A 19,455-nucleotide genomic window follows, 5' to 3' on the forward strand; every position below is an offset into this window, starting at 1 on the left:
TCTACCTCATGATAGTATGTTTCTAAACGTTGTGCAAGAGTAGGTACCTCCTAACGATACCCAGTTTTTTGCGTTTCTGCTACAATAAAAGAATTATAGCCGTATACGGCTGGAACAAAGTGTACAGGACTGCTGTCGCATGCTATTGATGCGGGTTTATGAAGAAGGGGATGGAGAACGTATGAAGAGCTTAGCGGTTGATTCGCTCATGCCGGAGATCGTGGAATGGAGACGCCATTTACACCGTCATCCGGAGTTGTCTTTTCATGAAAAGGAAACGTCAGCATTTATAGCAGACAAGTTAGCAGAATTCGGCATCGAAGTTAGAAGAAGCACGTCCGGGTATGGTGTAACAGGTATATTGCGAGGACATCGGCCGGGGAAAACGGTAGTCCTTCGCGCGGATATGGATGCACTACCTATTAAAGAGGAGAATAAGAATGACTACGTTTCGCAAAATGAAGGGGTTATGCATGCCTGTGGGCATGATGGACACACTTCAATACTGCTGGGTGTAGCCTTTTACTATAGCAGCCGCCTTGAAGAGTTAGAAGGGGAGCTGCGTTTTCTTTTTCAGCCTGCGGAGGAAGTATGCCCGGGTGGAGCACAGGGGATGATTGCCGAAGGCGTGCTGGAAGGCGCGGATGCGGTGTATGGTTTGCATTTGTGGACTCCGCTTCCAATGGGGACCGTGGGCAGTGCGCCAGGACCTCTTATGGCATCTGCTGATGAATTTTTCATTGATATCATCGGCAGGGGCGGACATGGCGGTATGCCGAATCGCACGATAGACAGTATTGTAGCCGGGGCAGCGCTTGTGACTCAGCTTCAGAGCATCGTAAGCCGCTCTGTGAACCCGCTGGAGCCCGCTGTTCTCAGTGTAGGAACCATTCAAGGGGGATTCGCCCAGAACGTCATAGCTGAGCGTTGTCGCATTACAGGAACCGTACGGGCGTTCGACGAGGAGACCCGTTATCTGATCCGCAGCAGAATCGAAGAAATGACAGTTTCAATAGCTGGCGCATACGGTGCAGAAGCTAAGATAGACTATGTTATGGGATATCCGCCACTCGTAAATCACGAGGGGGAATACCAGCGTTTTTCCGAGGTGGCACCGGGAGCACTAGGAGAAGCTGTTCAAGTGATTCGCATGGAAAAGCTGATGCCAGCTGAGGATTTTGCCTACTATGTAAAAGAAATTCCTGGCTGCTTTATGTTCGTAGGGGCTGGGAATCCAGACAAAGATGCAGCTTACCCGCATCATCATAGCAAGTTTGATTTTGACGAGGATGCTATGTTGCATGGGATGAAATTATTGATCGCTATGGCGAATTCCTGTTTGCAAGAGAAGACAATCGTATAATTTCGTTTCATAGAGGAGAACCTATTCCATAACATGGGGATTATGATTAGGAGGGTTCGTTCTTGAAGACAGTGAAAGAGGTTATGACGAAGGAGCCTGTAGCAGTCACACTACTGGATAATGTGTATGAAGTCGCTGTTAAAATGAGAGATCATGACACTGGATTTATACCAGTCATTGATAATGAAGATGATAAGACATTACTCGGTGTAATTACAGATCGTGATCTAGTGATTAGAGGTTACGCGGCTAAACACCCTGGATCAACAGCTGTGGAAAAGGTAATGAGTAGAGAAATTCAGACCGTCTCAGAGAATACATCTGTAGATGAGGCTGCAGAACTGATGTCGAGCTGGCAAATTCGCAGATTGGCTGTGACAAGTGGCCAGAAGCTGATAGGTGTAGTGTCCATCGGTGACTTGGCTGTGCGCAACATTTTTGCGGACGAGGCTGGCGAAGCGCTTCATGATATTTCGCAGCAGCATTTACATTAAATAGTTTGATAGGGAAGCTCATGACCGTTATGCGGGGATGAGCTTTTTCCTGTTCAAACTAAGAAAATATAGATTTCACACTATACATTATCCTAATATTTCTCGCATAAACGCTTACCGTCCTTTTGAGACGCCGAGGGCGTTTTTGCTTGTATGAATGTAAGCAGATTACATAGAGCAGGCTTGAATAAAATTAATGATTGGGGAGGGAACGTTATGAATGAAACAGGGGCTTGCATTGTGCGAAGGGATCGGACGATTCTACTGGAATGTGCACATCCTGGTTTTGAGAAGGCTAGGAAAGAACTAGGAGCCTTTGCAGAGCTCGTAAAGAGTCCTCCGGCTTATCACACCTATAGAATCACTCCATTATCATTATGGAATGCTGCAGCGCTTAATTATACAGCTGAAACGATTATTTCAAGTCTGCATCAACTCGCGCGCTGGGGTGTTCCTGCCGGGCTGGAGGATGAGATCGCAACTCTTCTCTCTAGGTATGGAAAGCTCACCCTTCACGGTCAGGAGACTTCGAATGAGCTCATTACGCTTAGGGCTGAGACAGCTGAGATTCTGAATGGACTATCTAATGAATCAGGTCTAAAGGAGTTAGGTTTGCAGAGAATAAATCCACTAGAAAGCTCATGCCGTGCGGAGAACAGAGGGCTTTTAAAGCAAGAGCTGATGAGACTAGGCTACCCTGTCCTGGATTATGCTGGTTATCATGTCGGACAAGCTCTAAGTTTAACCTGGAAGGAGTCTCACAATCACGCAAAGGATGGAGCGAAAGGTGAAGCTTTTGGACTGCGTGAATATCAGCAGGAGGCTGTCCAGATGTTTCAAGGCATAGAAGGGCAGGGAGGCAGCGGGGTAGTTGTGATGCCTTGTGGAGCGGGTAAGACGGTAGTGGGACTGGCCGTTCTTGAAAGTCTACAATGCGAAACACTGATCTTAACTTCAAATACAACTTCGGTAAGACAATGGGTAGATGAGCTGCTTGAGCGAACCGATTTGGCTGATGAGTCTATTGGCGAATACTCCGGTGAAAAAAGAGAAGTGCGGCCTGTTACTATAGCTACCTATCAGATATTAACGCACCGTCAATCCAAAGGCGGTCCTTTTCTCCATATGAAGCTGTTCAATGAACGCAACTGGGGTTTGATTATTTATGATGAGGTTCATCTGCTTCCAGCTCCAGTATTCCGGGCTACAGCAGATATTCAGGCTACTAGAAGACTGGGTCTCACTGCAACTCTGGTTAGAGAAGACGGGAAGGAAGGGGACGTATTCTCATTGATCGGGCCTAAGCGTTACGACATGCCTTGGAAGGAGCTGGAGCAGCAGGGGTGGATTGCAGAGGTAGAATGTGTCGAGATGATCGTACCGATGAGCTCTGAGCTGAGACGGAAGTATTTGTATGCGGAAGCGAAAGAGAAATTTCGTATGGCCTCATGCAATCCTGCAAAAGCTGAGGTTATAGTCGAGCTTCTAAAAGCCCATCAGGGATCATCGGTTCTGGTTATTGGACAGTATCTCGACCAATTAATTGAACTGGCGGATAAGATCGGTGCACCTCTGATTACGGGTAAAACGAAGCAGCGAGAAAGAGATGAGTTGTATGCAGCTTTTAACGAGGGAATAATACAGGTGCTTGTTGTCTCTAAAGTAGCGAATTTTGCGGTGAATTTGCCAGATGCGTCGATTGCTATTGAGGTTTCAGGAGCTTTTGGATCCAGGCAGGAGGAGGCCCAGCGCTTGGGTCGAATCTTGCGTCCGAAGGCGGGTGAGAACAAAGCGTACTTCTATTCGCTGGTATCTGAAGATAGCCGGGAGCAGGAATTCGCTATGCGCCGCCGGATGTTTTTAACAGAACAGGGGTATGAATATGTCGTTAAAATGGTGCCGAACGGAAAGGAGCGGACGATCCATTGAACCAGCTATCAGCGGAAGCCCTAGAGGTCTTAAAGCGATTATGTGCTGCTTACGCGGCCCAGCCCTTTGACGAGGGAAAAGAAGAGCGTTGGCGTCCTTCGACGCTCTGCCGGGCAGAGCAAAAGCTTGCAATGAATGAACTGCGGCGCGCTGGGTTGTTAACTGCGAGGCATAAAATATTGGGGGAGAAGCTGTACCAAATTCCAGTTGAACAATTATTAGTGCTAGAACAAGAATTCTTCCCATACCAACCTAAGTTTATTGAGGGTTATTCAGTAAATCTATCCATGGAGGCGGGTGCTGGACTGGCAGTAGATCTGTTTCGGGCCTTGCTGTTCATGGCTCGTGAAGGCCTGCCTTTTACCGCTAAGGGAATTATTCATAAAAAGAATTTAAATCGTTTAGCGGCTCAGCTTTCTTTTCAGGAAAAGCATTTAGCGGGGCTCTCTATGGGTAATCCTTCGAATGAGGCGGATGCCCTGTCAGCGGCTCTTGTAGTAGATATCATGTTGTGTCTTGGGCTTATTACCAGACTGAAAACAGGCTATAGACTGGACAAGGATATGCTTGGAAGTTGGTTGCAACTTCCTGAGACAAGAATGACTGACATCCTGTATGGGATTGTTATTCATCGTTTTGGAAGCATTGGGCCTGCCGATCAGCATTTTCGCTATTTAATATCCAGCAATGCTTTTGTATCAGAGAAATGGACAGCGTTGCCTGAGCTTCTGGACTGGATGGCAGATATGAATTTAACCGGAACAGTTACCCGGAAAGAGCTGGAACAATCAAGCTTGAACTGGCTTCGTTGTCTAACAGGCTTTGGATGGTGTGAACTGGGGAGCACGCCTGAGGGTATCCAGTGTTTTCGCTGGACTGCTGCAAAACCGAAGCTGATGTACAGTAGTGAGTCCTTCCCTGATTCTGTGGCAGAGCATTCGAATGACCAGTTTATTGTGCAGCCCGATTTTGAAGTCCTGATTCCACCGGATGTTCTCTATACTGTGCGCTGGATTTTAGCTGAATGCGCTGAACTTCTGCAAACAGATACGATGTGGAGCTTCCGACTGACTCGTGAGATGCTAGTGCATGCATCAGAGCGAGGGATGCCTCCAGAAGAAGCGATAGCTTGGATTAAAGATCATGCACTGGGTGGTCTGCCATCTGTGGTAGAGCTGTCTTTAGAGCAATGGGGAAAGAGCATTGGCCGAACATCACTCTCTGAAGTGATTCTGTTGACTTGTCAGACGGAGGAGGACGGAGCGGCTATTGCAGCCCATCCGCGACTGCAAGAGAGCCTTAAACGTATCGGACCGCTTCATTTCCTTGTATCTCCGGAGTCTGTGGAGCAGATGCGTAAGGAGCTGTTCTTAGCAGGATTGGCCCCTTCTAGGATGATTGGAGGACGTGAGGAAGAGGTGGATGCTGAATGGACTTCATTTCATCAAGAAGCCGAAACCGGGCAAGCGTTGTATTCACTTCCAGAACTAAATGCTGAACTAAAGCTACTCGACAGAGGGAATCCCTTTTTAAACCTACCAGTTATTTCTCCTGAGCAGGAGGAGGATATCTTATTAGGTGGAGAAAATGTGCCACAGATCTGGAGCAAGGAATGGCGCCATTATCATAGCTCAACCGCTCAGAAAGTAATGGAACAAGGGCTGAAATGGGGAATTAAGGTGCGGTTTTCCTTAAAGGACCAAATGTTAGATTTCATCCCCTCCAGAATAAAAGGTAATCCTTGGAAAGTGGAAGGCCATCTGCTGTATAACGATGGTGAAACGGTTGAGGAAATAGAGCTGGCCCCTGAAGACTGGAAGGAAATGAAGTTAGTAATTCCCAAAAGGCGAAGAAATTCCTCTTCTGCTGAAGCGAGTGATTATGGTATGATAGAAAAGTCTACTGAATTCGGTAGAACATTAACGTAGAAAAGAGCTGAGTTCATGAGCGTAGCGGAATTAAATACGGTCGATATGGCTGAAGTGCTGACATACGCCTATGAATTAGGCGATATGATTAATCAATCCGCCGAAGTGTCGGATTACTTATACTGGAAAGGACGGGTTGATTCGAACCCAGAAATTCAGGCCATGGTCAAACAGCTTCAAGCCAAGAAGGAGTTGTTTGAAGAAACACAGCGATTCGGACATTTTCATCCGAACTATCATTCAGCGAAGGATGAGGTTTCGGCAGTAGAAGCGGAATTGGAGAATTTTGAAGAGGTCGCTCGTTTTAAGCAGGCGGAGAAGACTCTTGATGACATTCTGCATTCCATGTCGGAAGCGATTGCTTTTTCAGTATCGGATAGCATTAAAGTACCAAGCAATGATCCTTCCCCTAAAGGTGGATGCGGTAGCGGGGGAAAATGCTCCTGCGGATAAGCTTCCCTTAGGATTTAGAGAGAGAAAGGCGGTTTAGCTTATGTTTGCGGAACGGACAGGATACATCATTTGGGTAAGTGACGTTAAAGCGGCACGTAACCTTGAGAAATACGGAACATTACATTATGTTTCTCGGAAAATGCATTATGCAGTGATGTATGTAAATGCAGAACGTGCCGAGGAAGTTATGAAGAATGTCCGCAGACTCTCCTACGTTCGTAAGATCGAAAGATCCTATCGTAACGAAATTAAGACAGAGTATACCAGTAATGGGCCGGACAAGTCCCGTAACTACGGTATGTAATTCTTGGAGATGAACAGGTGCTTAAGTAGCACCTGTTTTTTTATGCGCAGATCTCGGGTAACCGCGGTTTCTTCCGTGCTCTGGAACTTGTACAACTTTCAGCAATGAGGTAAGATGACAACATTAAGTACATACAAAGACCCTTATGGTGGAGTGTGATGATGATGCGCAACAAAGGGACGGATTGGCCCAGTTCTTACGAGCCCTTCCACATCATGCTGAACGACTACAGGGTCGCTGACATCGTTATAACAAATCATGCGAAGAGTCGTTATTTGGACCGGATCAGTAAAGGTGTAAGCGATGACGAAGAGGTCGCCGCATGGATGTGGCAGTGCCTGATGCAGAATCGGCTCAAGCCCTTTTCAGACAGTGATTTTAACGCGTATTTAATTGACGATGACTCTGTAGTAATCGCTGAGTTCACGGAATTGATAGGTGAAAAAGATATTTCAGGTCAGCCATTATATTCTATGATCATCGTTTCGTTTCTTGGGAGAATCTCTGCGACTCCACAGTTGAGAGATTTAAAAACTTACTTTTCGCTGCTGCGCAATTCCCGCCGCACTAAGCTAACGAAGAAGAAGCGTAAACGTAAATAGTGTATAAAGAACGAACAGGAGGCATGCGGCGGTGGCTGCATGTCCTTTTTGAAAATAAGAATATATAAGCTTCATATCGTACATAATCCCTTAAGTTTCTTTTATAGATAGCACAAGGAGTTGCAGAGCATGAACTTTCATCAATTACATATTTTTTATACTGTCTTAGAGCGAGGAAGCTTCTCGGCAGCGGCACAGACATTACATATGACTCAACCAGCAGTGACAATGCAAGTACAGGCGCTAGAGGATTATTTTGGAACCAAGCTCTTCAATCGTTCTACCAAAAAAATCATGCTCTCCGAAGCAGGTCATACGTTAATGCCATACGCGCTGCGCAGTATCCAATTGATGCGGGAGACGGATCAAGCGATGTCGGCGTTTACGCATATGTTGGAAGGGCGCTTGCAGCTTGGGGCAAGCCTTACCATTGGGGAGTATGTGCTGCCACGGCTCTTAGGTCCTTTTGGAAAGCAATATCCGAACATTTCAATCATGATGAAGGTCATGAATACCTCGCAAATTATGGAGGAAATCCTAAAACATCAGTTGAATTTTGGTTTAATTGAAGCATCGGTAACACATCCTGATATGGTGATTGAGCCGGTGATGGGGGATGAATTGAAGTTGATTGTGCCCCATGATCATCCGCTTGCAGAGCAGCAAGAGGTCACTTTGGAGGAGGTGCTTCAGCACCCTTTTGTTCTGCGTGAGCAGGGCTCAGGAACGCGGCGTGTGATGGAAGAGCAGCTGTTCTCGAAGGGGCTTGATCCGGGATCGATGAAAATAGTGATGGAGCTTGGTAGTACGGGTGCTGTGAAGTCGGCAGTGGAGGCGGGTCTTGGGGTTACTATTATCTCGACTTCTTCTGTTAAACATGAGGTTGCGCTTGGACTACTGAAAATCGTGAATATCTCGGATGCCTCATTTAAAAGACATTTCTACGCCATTCATCTAAAATCGACACTGCTGCCAATTTCTGCAGTGACGTTCTTGACTTTTTTGCGTGAGCATTCGAATGATAACTAAAGCAATATGACCAGAGGCAGGAAACTTAGAAACTAGCGGTAGAGGTGATAGAAATGGAGAATGAAACTAGACTGGATGAACTGAAGGGCGACAGACCGGAGAATATTGACGCCTCACGATGCGATCTTCACACGCATACTCAAGCCTCTGATGGCATGCAGCCACCGGAGGAAAATGTACGTCTCGCTAAAGAGAAGGGACTAATCGCAGTTGCCATAACGGATCATGATACTGTGGCTGGTGTGAAGGAAGCTCTCAAAGCAGGAGAGAAATACGGAATCACTGTTGTACCGGGTGTAGAGATCAGCACTCGTGCTGGAGGAAAAGATATTCACGTCCTTGGATACTACATAGATCCAGCAAATGAGTTGTTTCTTTCCCGTTTGGAAGGGCTAAGAGAAACCCGGGCACTAAGGAATGAGGCGATCCTCTCAAAATTACGTGGGCTTGGGATTGAAATTACGCTTGAGGCAGTTGTCGCGGGAATTGGACGGGAACTGAAGCCTGATGAGAGTATTGGGCGACCACATATTGCTGATGAGCTGGTTCGTCTTGGAGCAGCTACGGATATGAGAGATGCGTTCAATAAGTATTTAGCCGAAGGTGCAGCGGCTTACGTGTCACCCCCACGAATCACACCCGAGGATGCCTGTGATTGGATCATCGAGGCGGGTGGGTCTCCAGTATTGGCGCATCCAGGCCTATATGGTGACGACCAGTTAGTACGAGGGATTATGGAGCGGGGGGCTTTTAAAGGGATTGAGGTTTATCATTCGGATCACGAACCCGCTGATTCAGAGCGTTACCTAACCATGGCTGAAGAATTCAGCTTAATTATAACCGGTGGCTCGGATTTTCATGGTGCCCGTCAAGGTGTTGTATTCCATGGAGATATCGGTAGTGTTACGGTTTCTGTTGAAGCTCTGGAACAGTTGAAGAAGGTTGCTGGCATGTTACGTCAAAACTAAGTTCAATCAGTTGCACATAATATACTGAAAAACGAAAACCGGCTGTCATCCACAAATGGACGACAGCCGGTTCTTTTTGTTATTTAGCTTCTCAGCGTATTTGGAAGACTCTTAATGCGATTTTCATCTGGAGTGACAAACAATGTTTTCTGATGATCATAGATCACAAATCCGGGTTTCGAGCCACTCGGTTTGCGGACATGGCGGATTAGTGTGCAGTCTACAGGCACACTGCTTGACTGCTTCGCCTGACTGAAAAAAGCGGCAAGCTGGGCGGCTTCTTCCAGTGTGGCATCTCCAAATTCCTCACTACGGATGACAACGTGAGAACCAGGAATATCCTTGGTATGCAGCCAAGTGTCATTAGGTGAAGCCAGTCGATTAGTGACGTATTCGTTCTGTAAATTATTTTTTCCGACATAAATGTCGATGCCTTCAGACGAGGTGAAGACCTGCAATGTAGGTCTGGTTGCTTTTTTCTTTTTCTTTCCTTTTTTGCTTCGGTCGCGAAGATATCCTTGACTTACAAGCTCGTCGCGGATCTCTTCAATGTCATTCAATGAGGCATGGGCAAGCTGTTGAAGTAAACTTTCCATGTAGGATATTTCCTCATGGGTCTTAATCAGCTGCTCATTAATGACAAGGAGGCTGTTTTTATATTTGTTGTACTTTTTAAAATAACGTTGTGCATTATCCGATGGGTTTAATAAAGGGTCGAGTGGGATGACCATTTCTGCCTGATTTTCGTCATAATAGTTGACCAAAGAGGCTTCTTTATCTCCTTTGGACACGGCATGTAAGGACGCGAATAGCAATTCACCCCAAATACGATAGCGATCTGCGTCTTGCGCTTCGTCTAGATCCTTCTGTAGATTGGCAAGCTTCTTAACGTTTTTGCTACGTTCGTTGCTCAGGAAACGGATCAAATCACTTACCCGTTGCTTCACCGTATCACGTTCAGCTTTATCCCCGTAATAATCCTCCATGCACTCACTAATCGTGTTATATTGCTTCGCATTCTCACCCAATAGAGATAACGGAATCGCGGAAAAAATCATTTTCCCTTTCGCATTCGCACCTGAAACAGGAGAGAATTCGCAATTATGGACAGGTCCCATTACAGACTGGAAGGCGTCCCATAACTTTGTTGGAAATTCTGGTGCAGATCCCTGTGTATCACCTATCGCAAGGTCATTTCTGAGACGAAGAGCAATTTCTCCGGCAACAAGTGGACTCATTCCGCTGAAGGCATGCACCATCCAGCCTACCGGGTCAGCAGATGGGGAAGGACCGCCTGAGCCGTCAGGTTTCTGCTCAACCTCTTCTTTTGTAATCAGGTTGGCGAGCTCACCTTCAATGATTTCTTCCGGTTCGGCCTCCTTCTCATCTTCTTCCAGTAGAGCGGATTCTTCAGCAGCTGAGATCAAATTGAGAAATCGTTCTTTATCGATCTCCAGAGGGTTCAGCTTGTGTTGCTGAGGAGGCTCTGTGTAAGCGACACCAGGCATTACGATCCGGTAGCTACTGATTGATGGAGTAACATGATGAATACCGTCTATGATCGTTCCTGTGCTGAGCTCAGTAAGGATGATATTACTATGCCGTCCCATGAGCTCTATGATGATCTTTTTGGCAGAGACGTCTCCAAGCTCATCTCTAGTCTTAACATTTATGTGAATAATTCGTTCCATGCCTACCTGAGTGATGCTCTCAATAGCCCCACCTTCACAATGCTTACGCATGAGCATGCAGAACATAGGTGCTTCTGAGGGGTTTATGCTGCTTCTTTCTGTAAGGTGCAGACGCGGATATGTCGGATTAGCAGAGAGCAATAGCTTGCCGCCGCCACCGGCACCCCGCAGGTTGAAGATAAGATCGTGATTGCTCGGTTGATATATTTTGCCTATACGCGCACCGATGAATGATTGCAGTTCGTGCACGATAGCTCGGGTAACAATGCCGTCTAATGCCATGATAAAGCTCTCCTGTCGACGTGAAATGAATTTCTGAAAATATAAGAAAGTATAAGTTTCACATCATACTTTATATCTTATATTTCTTGTTTAAACGCTTACCGCCCTTATAAGAACACCGAAGACGTTTAAGCTTACCTCTCTATGATGCCATACTTTGGGACATTCGCGCAAAAGGGGAATTGGTTAGGCGGTGATATTATTGGACGACCTTGAATACACTTGGTCATGAACAGGTGGAAAAGCTGTGCGCCGCCGGAAGTCAAGAAACGACCGGGAGGGAAAGAAAAGTCATGGAACAAAACAGTTGGCACCGGCTCGGTGCAGAAGAGCTGCAGAAAATGTTCAATGTCCATCCGAGGACGGGCCTCAGTGGAGAGGATGCCGCGGAGCGACGGAAGCAAAATGGGTATAACGAGCTGTCCGAAGGAAAGACCGTATCCCCGTTTACCCTGCTGTTGAACCAGTTTAAGGATTTCATGGTGCTTGTGCTTATGGGTGCGACGCTCGTATCCGGTTTGCTTGGCGAATATTTGGATGCCATCACGATCATCGCGATTATCCTTTTAAACGGAGCCCTTGGGTTTGTTCAAGAGTTCCGCGCCGAACGTTCGCTAAGAGCTTTAAAACAGCTCTCCGCACCTTCTGCCAAAGTACTGCGTGGGGGGAACAGTGAGGTCATTCCAGCAAAGATGTTAGTACCAGGTGATATTGTCTTGCTGGAGAGTGGTGATCGAATACCCGCGGATATACGATGGCTGGATTGCAGTTCTCTATATGTGGAGGAATCCGCGCTAACTGGGGAATCGCTGCCTGTCTCGAAGCATTCGGATGTGATCCGCGCTGAGGAGATTCCGCTCGGCGATCAGAAGAATCTTGGGTTCATGGGCACAATGGTAACCAGGGGTACTGGTAAAGCTATCGTAATTCGTACGGGTATGGACACAGAGATGGGTAAGATTGCAGACCTGATCCAGAATACAGAATCTCAGGAGACTCCCCTTCAGCATCGTCTCGAGCAGTTAGGAAAAATTTTGATCTATGTATCACTAGGTTTAACTATTGTAGTTGTAGCAGCCGGTATTTTACATGGACAGCCTGCCACAGCAATGTTCTTGGCCGGGGTAAGCTTGGCGGTCGCTGCGATTCCGGAAGGGCTTCCGGCCATTGTAACCATCGCACTTGCGCTGGGTGTGCAGAGGATGATCAAACGAAAGGCCATCGTTCGTAAATTACCTTCAGTGGAAACCTTGGGCTGCGCATCCGTCATCTGTTCGGACAAGACGGGTACATTGACTCAGAATAAAATGACGGTGACCCGATTATGGACGGGCGGACGTGGCCTTGAAGTAACAGGTGAAGGTTATGCTCCGAACGGACAGGTTCTGGAGAAAGGTAAACCGGTAGATCTCAAAAATGATCAAAGTTTAAGACGGATGCTACAGGTGGGTGCTTTGTGCAGTAATGCGGAGATTATTGAGACCTTTCCGACCGAAGTGCGAGGTAAGCGTAAAGGGAAGGATAAGGACATTGTAGTTGATAAATCTTCTGACAGCTCATCGATCTGGGAACTCAAAGGAGATCCAACGGAAGGAGCTCTAGTAGCGCTTTCAGGGAAGATGGGTTTGACTGCCCAGACGCTAGCCGTAACATACTCCCGTGAGAAGGAATTTCCTTTTGATTCCGAGCGAAAGTTAATGTCAGTTATTATTGGTCATCCCGGAGGACGGATGGTATGTACGAAAGGCGCGCCTGATGTGCTGCTTAATCGCTGTTCGTATATGCTCTGGGAGGGCGGTGTCGTGCCTTTAACGCCAACATTGCGGCAGAAAGTACTTGATGCCAATGAGCAAATGGCTTCAGGTGCACTTCGTGTCCTAGGTATGGCTTATCGTGATATGCGTCCAAGTGAAAATGTGGATAGTGAAAAGGATGCGGAGTGCCAACTTGTCTTTATCGGATTGGCTGGAATGATTGATCCGCCACGGCGTGAAGTTCGCGATGCCATTAGCGTCACACGCCGAGCAGGAATTAAGACTTTGATGATTACTGGGGACCATGGAACGACTGCAGAGGCCATTGCTCACCAATTAGGAATTCTGCAACGTGGGGGCACAGTATTAACAGGGGCTCAACTGACTCGGATGGATGATGATGAGCTGGATAAAGTATCGGATAATGTGTACGTATTCGCCCGCGTATCTCCAGAGCATAAGCTTCGTATCGTGAAGTCTTTGCAGCGCCGTGGTCATGTTGTGGCTATGACCGGAGACGGAGTCAATGATGCTCCAGCCATTAAAGCGGCAGATATAGGAATATCTATGGGGATCACCGGAACAGATGTGACCAAGGAAGCATCTTCATTAGTGCTAGGGGATGACAACTTCTCAACCATTGTTGCTGCCATTGAAGAGGGTAGAAACATCTATGAGAACATTCGTAAATTCATTCGATACCTGCTTGCATCAAATGTAGGGGAAATCTTGACCATGTTCTTTGCCATGATGCTCGGCCTGCCTCTGCCATTAGTGCCTATTCAAATTTTATGGGTCAACTTGGTGACAGACGGACTGCCAGCGATGGCGCTTGGTGTTGACCAGCCTGAGAAGGACTTAATGGAGCATAAGCCGCGTGGTGCAAAGGAAAATATTTTTGCCCGTCGTTTAGGGTGGAAGATCATAAGCCGTGGATTTTTAATCGGTTTATGTACGTTAGGAGCATTTTGGCTAACCTTACGTGTAGCACCAGAGAATCCAGCGCAGCTGATTCGAGCACAATCTGTAGCTTTTGCAACACTCGTTATGGCTCAGTTGATTCATGTCTTCGATTGCCGCAGTTCTCGTTCGGTGTTCCATCGAAATCCGTTCCAGAATAAGTACCTAGTTCTTGCTGTATTGTCATCCGTGATTTTGATGCTGGCTGTTATGTATATTCCATTTCTCCAGCCCGTCTTCAAAACAGTGCCGCTTAATTTCCGTGAATGGTGTCTAGTATTTGTAACAGCGGGGATTCCGACCTTCTTGATGGGTGCTGGCAGTGTTTGGGGCGGTAAACGTAATCGTGGTCGTAGCGGCAGTAATTCGATGATAAAAAGTACAAAAATTTCGGCATAAAGTTAATAGTAACGCCCCATTCCTAAAGGTATACTTGTTGCAGTTAATAGCTCGTATCTAACTTAACATAACCTTTAGGAGTGGACTTTCAATGGAATTTACAAAAATGCACGGCCTAGGCAATGACTTCATCGTAGTTTTCGGCGAGCAAGAGCTACCAAGTAATGCAGCGGATCTTGCTGTAACGTTATGCAATCGATTCTTCGGAATTGGTGCGGACGGACTTGTATACATCCTTCCGTCTGAACGCGGCGATTACATGATGCGCATTATGAATTCTGATGGCTCGGAAGCAGAGCAGTGCGGAAATGCCATTCGCTGTGTATCCAAATATGTCTATGATCATGGCCTGGTAAACTCCGAGCAGATTGTTATTGAAACGATTGGTGCCGGAGAACAAAAGGTTACCTTGAATGTAAAAGACGGTGCAGTGGAAACTGTAACGGTTGATATGGGTGAACCTGTATTGTCCGGTCTTCAAATTCCGGTAGCTATTGATGCAGAACCCGTGCTCTCAGAGCGGATTGAATCGGATGGAACCGAATTTAAGTTTACTGCAGTATCTATGGGTAATCCTCATTGCGTTATTTATGTAGAAGATGCCGTATCTTTCGATCTTGCGACATGGGGACCTAAGCTAGAGGTACATCCATTGTTCCCGAGAAAGGTAAACGTCGAGTTCGCGACGGTTCTGGATCGAGGCAGAGTAGATATGCGGGTATGGGAACGCGGAGCTGGACCAACACTTGCTTGTGGGACTGGAGCTTGCGCAACTTTAGTATCTTCTGTGCTAAATGGTCTGACGGACCGAGCAGCTTGGATTAGTCTAAAGGGTGGCGATCTCTATATTGAATGGAACGAAGAGGATAACCATGTGTATATGACAGGTCCTGCTGAGATTGCATTCACAGGTAGTGTAGCCATTTAGAAAAATACTTAAGAAGGCAGCCCAAGAGAATCTCTTGGGCTGCCTTCTTGTGTTTCCACATCCTTACGACTTTATGTAGCCGAATAATGGAAGGGATAACCGAGAATAATACCCCTAAGATTGAAAAAAGGGGGGACCTTGTTGAACATAAACGGGATAAACAGAAGAAACAAATCCGCTAAGGAACAACAAGGAGCCTCCGTTCATGAAGATACTCGAATTCCGAGGCTTACCGATGATTTGGACCAAACGCTCGACCAAATAGATAATGAGTTGGGTCATAGTCCTGATCTCAAAATTCGTCAGGTAAAGATCGGAGGTGAGAGCCCCGTTCAAGCAGCAGTGATTCATCTTAATGGTCTTGTCAACAAGGAAACGGTCGATGAATTCGTAATCGGTTCGTTACTCGGAATTACAGACGAAATGCTCAAAGAGAACATCTCTGCAACAAATGATCTTAAGGAATTCGTATTGAACCGTGCTTTGGAAATAGGTCAAGCACAGCTGCAAGAGGAGTGGAATGAGGTTCTACTGGCGATCCTTTCTGGCAAAACGGTCATTCTAATTGAAGGTTATGACAGTGCAATTGTGTGTGAGACCGAGGGAGGAGAAGCTCGCTCCGTCAGCGAACCATCCACCCAGCTAGTCGTGCGAGGCCCAAAGGATAGTTTTGTTGAATCTGTAGCTACGAACATTTCCTTGATTCGGAGAAGAATTAAGTCTTCTAAACTAAGACTAGAACATTTAAAGATCGGAAAGGTAACTCACACAGATGTGGCCCTCATGTACATTAAAGACAATGCAGACGAGAAGTTGGTAGAAGAGGTGAGAAATCGGCTACAACAGATTAATGTCGATGCCATCATGGAATCCGGTTATATTGAAGAACTAATTCAGGATAAAACCTTCACACCTTTTCCAACCATTAATAATAGTGAACGGCCTGACGTTGCAGCGACGAACCTATTAGAGGGTAGGGTTGTGATCATTATAGATGGCACCCCGTTTGTATTGATTCTGCCTGCGGTATTTACACTGTTTTTTCAGTCTGCCTCGGATTATGCTCAAAGGTTCGATATTGCAATTCTCATGCGTCTTGTTCGATATATCAGTTTTATTGTACTAATTCTTGGACCTTCCGTTTATATAGCGTTAACCACTTACCATTATGAGATGATTCCTACAACCCTGTTAATCAATCTATTATCACAACGTGAAAATGTACCTTTTCCTGCTTTTGTGGAGGCAATCCTGATGGAAGGAGCGTTCGAGATCATTAGAGAGGCTGGAGTAAGAATGCCGCGTGCAGTAGGACAGACAGTATCCGTTGTTGGTGCTCTTATTTTGGGACAGGCAGTAGTAGAAGCAGGAATCATCACACCGGTTATGGTTATTGTAGTAGCGCTGACAGGGATTGCGAGCTTTGCTATACCTGCTTATAACATGGCGATAGCAGGTAGAATTATCCGTTTCGGATTTTTAGTGCTGGCTGGTATGTTTGGTTTTTATGGGATTACTTTAGGCTTAATTGTTTTGCTTGCACATATGAATAGTCTGCGTTCATTCGGTGTCCCTTATCTATCCCCTATTGTGCCTATATCCTCACATGGTCAAAAAGATGCGTTCTTAAGACTGCCCTTATGGGCTTTGAGAACGGAGCAAGTTTCTACAACAAAGAGGCAAGAAGGCATTTCGGAAGGAAAGAAGATCTCAACAGGACATGAACAGAATGTTTCTCCTAAAATCCTTGAAAAATCTACTGGGGCAGAGCATCCGAAAAAAGGAGCGCAGGATGAAGAGTAATCGCACTATTTTTATTGGGGTTGTCCTGCTATGTTTATTGATATTTCTCAGTCTTACAGGCTGCTGGGACAGTGTGGAGTTAAATAGAAGGGCAATCGTTTCTGGAGTGGCTATTGATAGAGGTCCTACAGATGAGGAAAAATATGTATTATCTTTTCAGATTATAATTGCTGACGAAATCTCTGGCGAGAACGCCAGAGGTACTTCGCCAGTCGTAGTATATAAAGGCAGTGGACGTACAATGTTTGAAGCGTTGGCTAATGCCTCGCGTCAGACTGCGCGCTTCTTGTCCTTAGGACATATCCGAGTGATCGTTATTTCGGAGAAGTTTGCTCGCGAAGGTATCAAAGATATGATGGATGTCCTAGAAAGAGAGAGTGAAACTAGGCTAACCAGTTTTATTTTTATATCAAAGGGACAGCCGGCGGTAGATAGTATGACGACCATGACTACGTTTGGCAAAATACCCGCCAATGATCTAGTGGAGAAGCTGCAGACGACCTCTAAACAGTATGGATATAATTACCGGATGGAAGTAGACGATATAATTCGTGGTATTCAAATTCCAGGTGGTGGGCCTATCGTCAATGGGGTAATGGTAACAGGCGAATTGGACAAAAAAGATAATAACGACAGTTTGAAAAATATAGATCCTGAGGCCATTCTTAGAGTTACAGACTTCGCTGCATTTAAAGAGGACAAGCTGAAAGGCTGGCTACGAGGTGATGAAGCTATAGGTACTGCCCTGCTAAAGAATAAAATTACACAAATTCCAGTAGTGGTTTCGATTGGTGAGGATGAATATGTAGCGTTCATCGTGTATTTATCTCAGGTACATATTCATGCTGATGCGAAGGACGCGGAGCATCCGGTAATCACAATAAATATCACTGAGCAGGCAGGTTTAAAAGAATCGCCTAATGCTTTGGATTTGACAGATCCCAAGGTCTTAAATAATCTTTCGGAACTTCTAGAACAGAGTATCAATGATAAGTTACATGCAGCTGTCTCAGCAGCTCGTTCGTTAAAAAGCGATTATCTTGGATTTGGTGAAGTTGTAGAACGAGAGAATCCGCGGGGGTGGAAGCAAGTAAAAGATCATTGGGATAGCATATTTGCAACCTGTGAGATCAAGTTTAATGTGGATATAGTTATTCGGCATACGGACATGCGGAGTGATTCCTTTCAGTCCAAAAAGAAATGATAATTTAGGAGGGCAGCTATGGGAAATATAAAAATAGGACTACTTCAATTTTTCACCCTGACAGTGTTGTTTGAACTAGGGACGGCGCTGGTAGTGAATCTTGGAATGGAGTCTGATAAGGATGCTTGGATTTCCATATTGCTGGGGAATTTGATAGGATTAATTGTTTTTGCAGGATATGCCTATCTTTATAGAAAGTTTCCGAATCTGCCCCTTACGGCATATATCCGGCAACTATTTGGTAAATATGTGGGTTCGTTGATATCCATAGCTTATATCGTGATATTTCTTAATTTAGCTGGTCGTGATCTGCGAGATGGTAGCTCTATGCTAGTTATGGCTACTATGCACAGGACGCCGTTATTCATTGTAGCAATGTTAATGGTATTATCTAGTGCTTATGTATTGCATAAAGGAGTAGAAGTGCTGTCCCGAACTTCGTTGGTGTTTGCGGTGATTGTGATATTAATCGGTTTATTTTGTTCGAGCATGTTAATGTTCTCGGGCTCCATTAATTTGAACCGTTTGCTCCCTGTTTTTGAGAATGGAATTAAGCCAATTGTTTCTTCTGTTTTACATCAAAACTACATTTTCCCTTTTGGTGAAATGATCTGTTTTACTATGCTTATGCCCTATCTGAATAACGTTAAAAAAGGTCCTTGGGTAATCGCAGCGGGCATATTTGTATCAGGTATACTGTTAAGTATGACCATGGCCTTAAATATATCGGTGCTTGGTACAGATATTGTCAGGCGTTCTCCGTTCCCCTTAATGCCTACAATCAGTAAGATCTCTATCTCCGATTTTATTCAACGTGTGGATATTCTAATTGTCATGGTGCTAATAATCGGTGTTTTTTTCAAATTGTCTGTTTTTTTTGCAGCAGCACTTATTGGGATTTCAGAATTGTTCAAGATTCCTTACCGAAGAATGGTGTATCCGGTAGCTCTAATAATCCTGTTCAGTTCGATGCTGAATGCCCGAAGCTTCACAGAACATATTGAAGAGGGAGGGAAACTGCTATACACGGTCTTTCCCTTCTTTATGGTGTTGATTCCATTGCTCCTAATTATTATTACAGCGATAAGAAGTCACAGTTCCCCTCCTCGTTCTGGTTGATGCCCCGTCTTCCAGGCTAGGATATCGGGAATAATCAGGCATAGCAATAAAATACAAGCAGCGACTTTCTCAGAGGGGGTATATAGCAAGTAATTTAGAATATAACCGATATTGCCCAGACCATATCCGTACATCCAATCTCCCAAATACAGAAATAATAAGCAGAGAATGCATAAGAGTAGAATTACCGTGTATTTTCGGATCAGAAACTTTCTTGTTTTTTTCTTCACTTAAATACCCCTTTT

16 protein-coding genes are annotated in these 19,455 nt (G+C 45.5%); 14 read left to right on the forward strand and 2 right to left on the reverse strand.

Translation table 11 applies throughout. From position 1 onward, the window contains the following. Positions 1-181: 181 nt before the first annotated feature. From MHI27_RS12340 to MHI27_RS12380, 9 genes are all read left to right on the forward strand, one after another. Positions 182-1,363, forward strand: coding sequence for a M20 family metallopeptidase (locus MHI27_RS12340; protein WP_076299508.1), 1,182 nt, complete (start codon positions 182-184; stop codon positions 1,361-1,363). A gap of 62 nt (positions 1,364-1,425) precedes the next feature. After that, positions 1,426-1,857 carry a CBS domain-containing protein gene (locus MHI27_RS12345; protein WP_341060542.1) on the forward strand — a complete coding sequence of 144 codons (432 nt, stop codon included), beginning with the start codon at positions 1,426-1,428 and terminating at the stop codon, positions 1,855-1,857. 216 nt (positions 1,858-2,073) lie between these two features. Beyond that, positions 2,074-3,786 carry a DNA repair helicase XPB gene (locus tag MHI27_RS12350; RefSeq protein WP_405176389.1) on the forward strand — a complete coding sequence of 571 codons (1,713 nt, stop codon included), beginning with the start codon at positions 2,074-2,076 and terminating at the stop codon, positions 3,784-3,786. Continuing rightward, positions 3,783-5,714 carry a helicase-associated domain-containing protein gene (locus MHI27_RS12355; RefSeq protein ID WP_405176390.1) on the forward strand — a complete coding sequence of 644 codons (1,932 nt, stop codon included), beginning with the start codon at positions 3,783-3,785 and terminating at the stop codon, positions 5,712-5,714. Before MHI27_RS12350 ends, MHI27_RS12355 begins: the two co-directional genes overlap by 4 nt. A gap of 15 nt (positions 5,715-5,729) precedes the next feature. Beyond that, a complete protein-coding gene (locus MHI27_RS12360; protein ID WP_042187363.1) occupies positions 5,730-6,167 on the forward strand; it encodes a YlbF family regulator in 438 nt (145 codons plus the stop codon). 40 nt (positions 6,168-6,207) lie between these two features. Beyond that, a complete protein-coding gene (locus tag MHI27_RS12365) occupies positions 6,208-6,471 on the forward strand; it encodes a YlbG family protein (RefSeq protein WP_042126853.1) in 264 nt (87 codons plus the stop codon). Positions 6,472-6,635: 164 nt separating this feature from the next. Further along, a complete protein-coding gene (locus tag MHI27_RS12370) occupies positions 6,636-7,073 on the forward strand; it encodes a hypothetical protein (protein ID WP_042193736.1) in 438 nt (145 codons plus the stop codon). A gap of 129 nt (positions 7,074-7,202) precedes the next feature. Beyond that, positions 7,203-8,102, forward strand: coding sequence for a selenium metabolism-associated LysR family transcriptional regulator (locus MHI27_RS12375; RefSeq protein WP_405176391.1), 900 nt, complete (start codon positions 7,203-7,205; stop codon positions 8,100-8,102). Between the two features lie 53 nt (positions 8,103-8,155). Beyond that, complete coding sequence (locus MHI27_RS12380; RefSeq protein ID WP_405176392.1) at positions 8,156-9,070, forward strand: PHP domain-containing protein; 915 nt, start codon at positions 8,156-8,158, stop codon at positions 9,068-9,070. 83 nt (positions 9,071-9,153) lie between these two features. Here the strand turns inward: MHI27_RS12380 and MHI27_RS12385 are convergent, their stop codons facing one another. Beyond that, positions 9,154-11,043: an NFACT family protein gene (locus MHI27_RS12385; RefSeq protein ID WP_405176393.1), complete on the reverse strand. Its 1,890-nt coding sequence runs from the start codon at positions 11,041-11,043 to the stop codon at positions 9,154-9,156. Positions 11,044-11,336: 293 nt separating this feature from the next. Here MHI27_RS12385 and MHI27_RS12390 point away from each other — a divergent pair, with 293 nt between their 5' ends. The 5 genes from MHI27_RS12390 to MHI27_RS12410 all read left to right on the forward strand — a co-directional run bounded on the left by MHI27_RS12390 (position 11,337) and on the right by MHI27_RS12410 (position 19,210). Then, positions 11,337-14,156 (forward strand): calcium-translocating P-type ATPase, SERCA-type, encoded by a 2,820-nt coding sequence (locus MHI27_RS12390; protein ID WP_405176394.1) that lies wholly within the window; start codon positions 11,337-11,339, stop codon positions 14,154-14,156. A gap of 91 nt (positions 14,157-14,247) precedes the next feature. After that, the gene (gene dapF, locus MHI27_RS12395) at positions 14,248-15,084 is read left to right on the forward strand and encodes a diaminopimelate epimerase (RefSeq protein ID WP_405176395.1); all 837 of its coding nucleotides are present in this window, start codon (positions 14,248-14,250) and stop codon (positions 15,082-15,084) included. A gap of 138 nt (positions 15,085-15,222) precedes the next feature. After that, positions 15,223-16,887, forward strand: a complete 1,665-nt coding sequence (locus tag MHI27_RS12400) for a spore germination protein (RefSeq protein WP_405176396.1) — start codon at positions 15,223-15,225, stop codon at positions 16,885-16,887. Continuing rightward, the gene (locus MHI27_RS12405; RefSeq protein WP_405176397.1) at positions 16,877-18,091 is read left to right on the forward strand and encodes a Ger(x)C family spore germination protein; all 1,215 of its coding nucleotides are present in this window, start codon (positions 16,877-16,879) and stop codon (positions 18,089-18,091) included. The genes MHI27_RS12400 and MHI27_RS12405 overlap by 11 nt, the downstream gene beginning before the upstream one ends. An 18-nt stretch (positions 18,092-18,109) precedes the next feature. Next, entirely contained in the window at positions 18,110-19,210 is a 1,101-nt protein-coding gene (locus tag MHI27_RS12410; RefSeq protein WP_076299456.1) for a GerAB/ArcD/ProY family transporter, read from the forward strand. On the opposite strand, the gene MHI27_RS12415 is transcribed toward MHI27_RS12410, so the two are convergent. Next, positions 19,183-19,440, reverse strand: a complete 258-nt coding sequence (locus MHI27_RS12415) for a hypothetical protein (RefSeq protein WP_143759425.1) — start codon at positions 19,438-19,440, stop codon at positions 19,183-19,185. The genes MHI27_RS12410 and MHI27_RS12415 overlap by 28 nt on opposite strands. Between the last annotated feature and the right edge of the window lie 15 nt (positions 19,441-19,455).

This window comes from Paenibacillus sp. FSL H8-0261, from assembly GCF_045040645.1.
Classification (GTDB): Bacteria; Bacillota; Bacilli; order Paenibacillales; family Paenibacillaceae; genus Paenibacillus_AQ.

What these genes read in the sequence shown, in the direction of transcription:
- MHI27_RS12360 (WP_042187363.1), top strand. Translation starts at nt 5,730, where the DNA reads ATGAGCGTAGCGGAATTAAATACGGTCGATATGGCTGAAGTGCTGACA.
- MHI27_RS12340 (WP_076299508.1), top strand. Translation starts at nt 182, where the DNA reads ATGAAGAGCTTAGCGGTTGATTCGCTCATGCCGGAGATCGTGGAATGG.
- MHI27_RS12350 (WP_405176389.1), top strand. Translation starts at nt 2,074, where the DNA reads ATGAATGAAACAGGGGCTTGCATTGTGCGAAGGGATCGGACGATTCTA.
- MHI27_RS12385 (WP_405176393.1), bottom strand. Translation starts at nt 11,043, where the DNA reads ATGGCATTAGACGGCATTGTTACCCGAGCTATCGTGCACGAACTGCAA.
- MHI27_RS12410 (WP_076299456.1), top strand. Translation starts at nt 18,110, where the DNA reads ATGGGAAATATAAAAATAGGACTACTTCAATTTTTCACCCTGACAGTG.
- MHI27_RS12405 (WP_405176397.1), top strand. Translation starts at nt 16,877, where the DNA reads ATGAAGAGTAATCGCACTATTTTTATTGGGGTTGTCCTGCTATGTTTA.
- dapF (WP_405176395.1), top strand. Translation starts at nt 14,248, where the DNA reads ATGGAATTTACAAAAATGCACGGCCTAGGCAATGACTTCATCGTAGTT.
- MHI27_RS12375 (WP_405176391.1), top strand. Translation starts at nt 7,203, where the DNA reads ATGAACTTTCATCAATTACATATTTTTTATACTGTCTTAGAGCGAGGA.
- MHI27_RS12365 (WP_042126853.1), top strand. Translation starts at nt 6,208, where the DNA reads ATGTTTGCGGAACGGACAGGATACATCATTTGGGTAAGTGACGTTAAA.
- MHI27_RS12390 (WP_405176394.1), top strand. Translation starts at nt 11,337, where the DNA reads ATGGAACAAAACAGTTGGCACCGGCTCGGTGCAGAAGAGCTGCAGAAA.
- MHI27_RS12370 (WP_042193736.1), top strand. Translation starts at nt 6,636, where the DNA reads ATGCGCAACAAAGGGACGGATTGGCCCAGTTCTTACGAGCCCTTCCAC.
- MHI27_RS12380 (WP_405176392.1), top strand. Translation starts at nt 8,156, where the DNA reads ATGGAGAATGAAACTAGACTGGATGAACTGAAGGGCGACAGACCGGAG.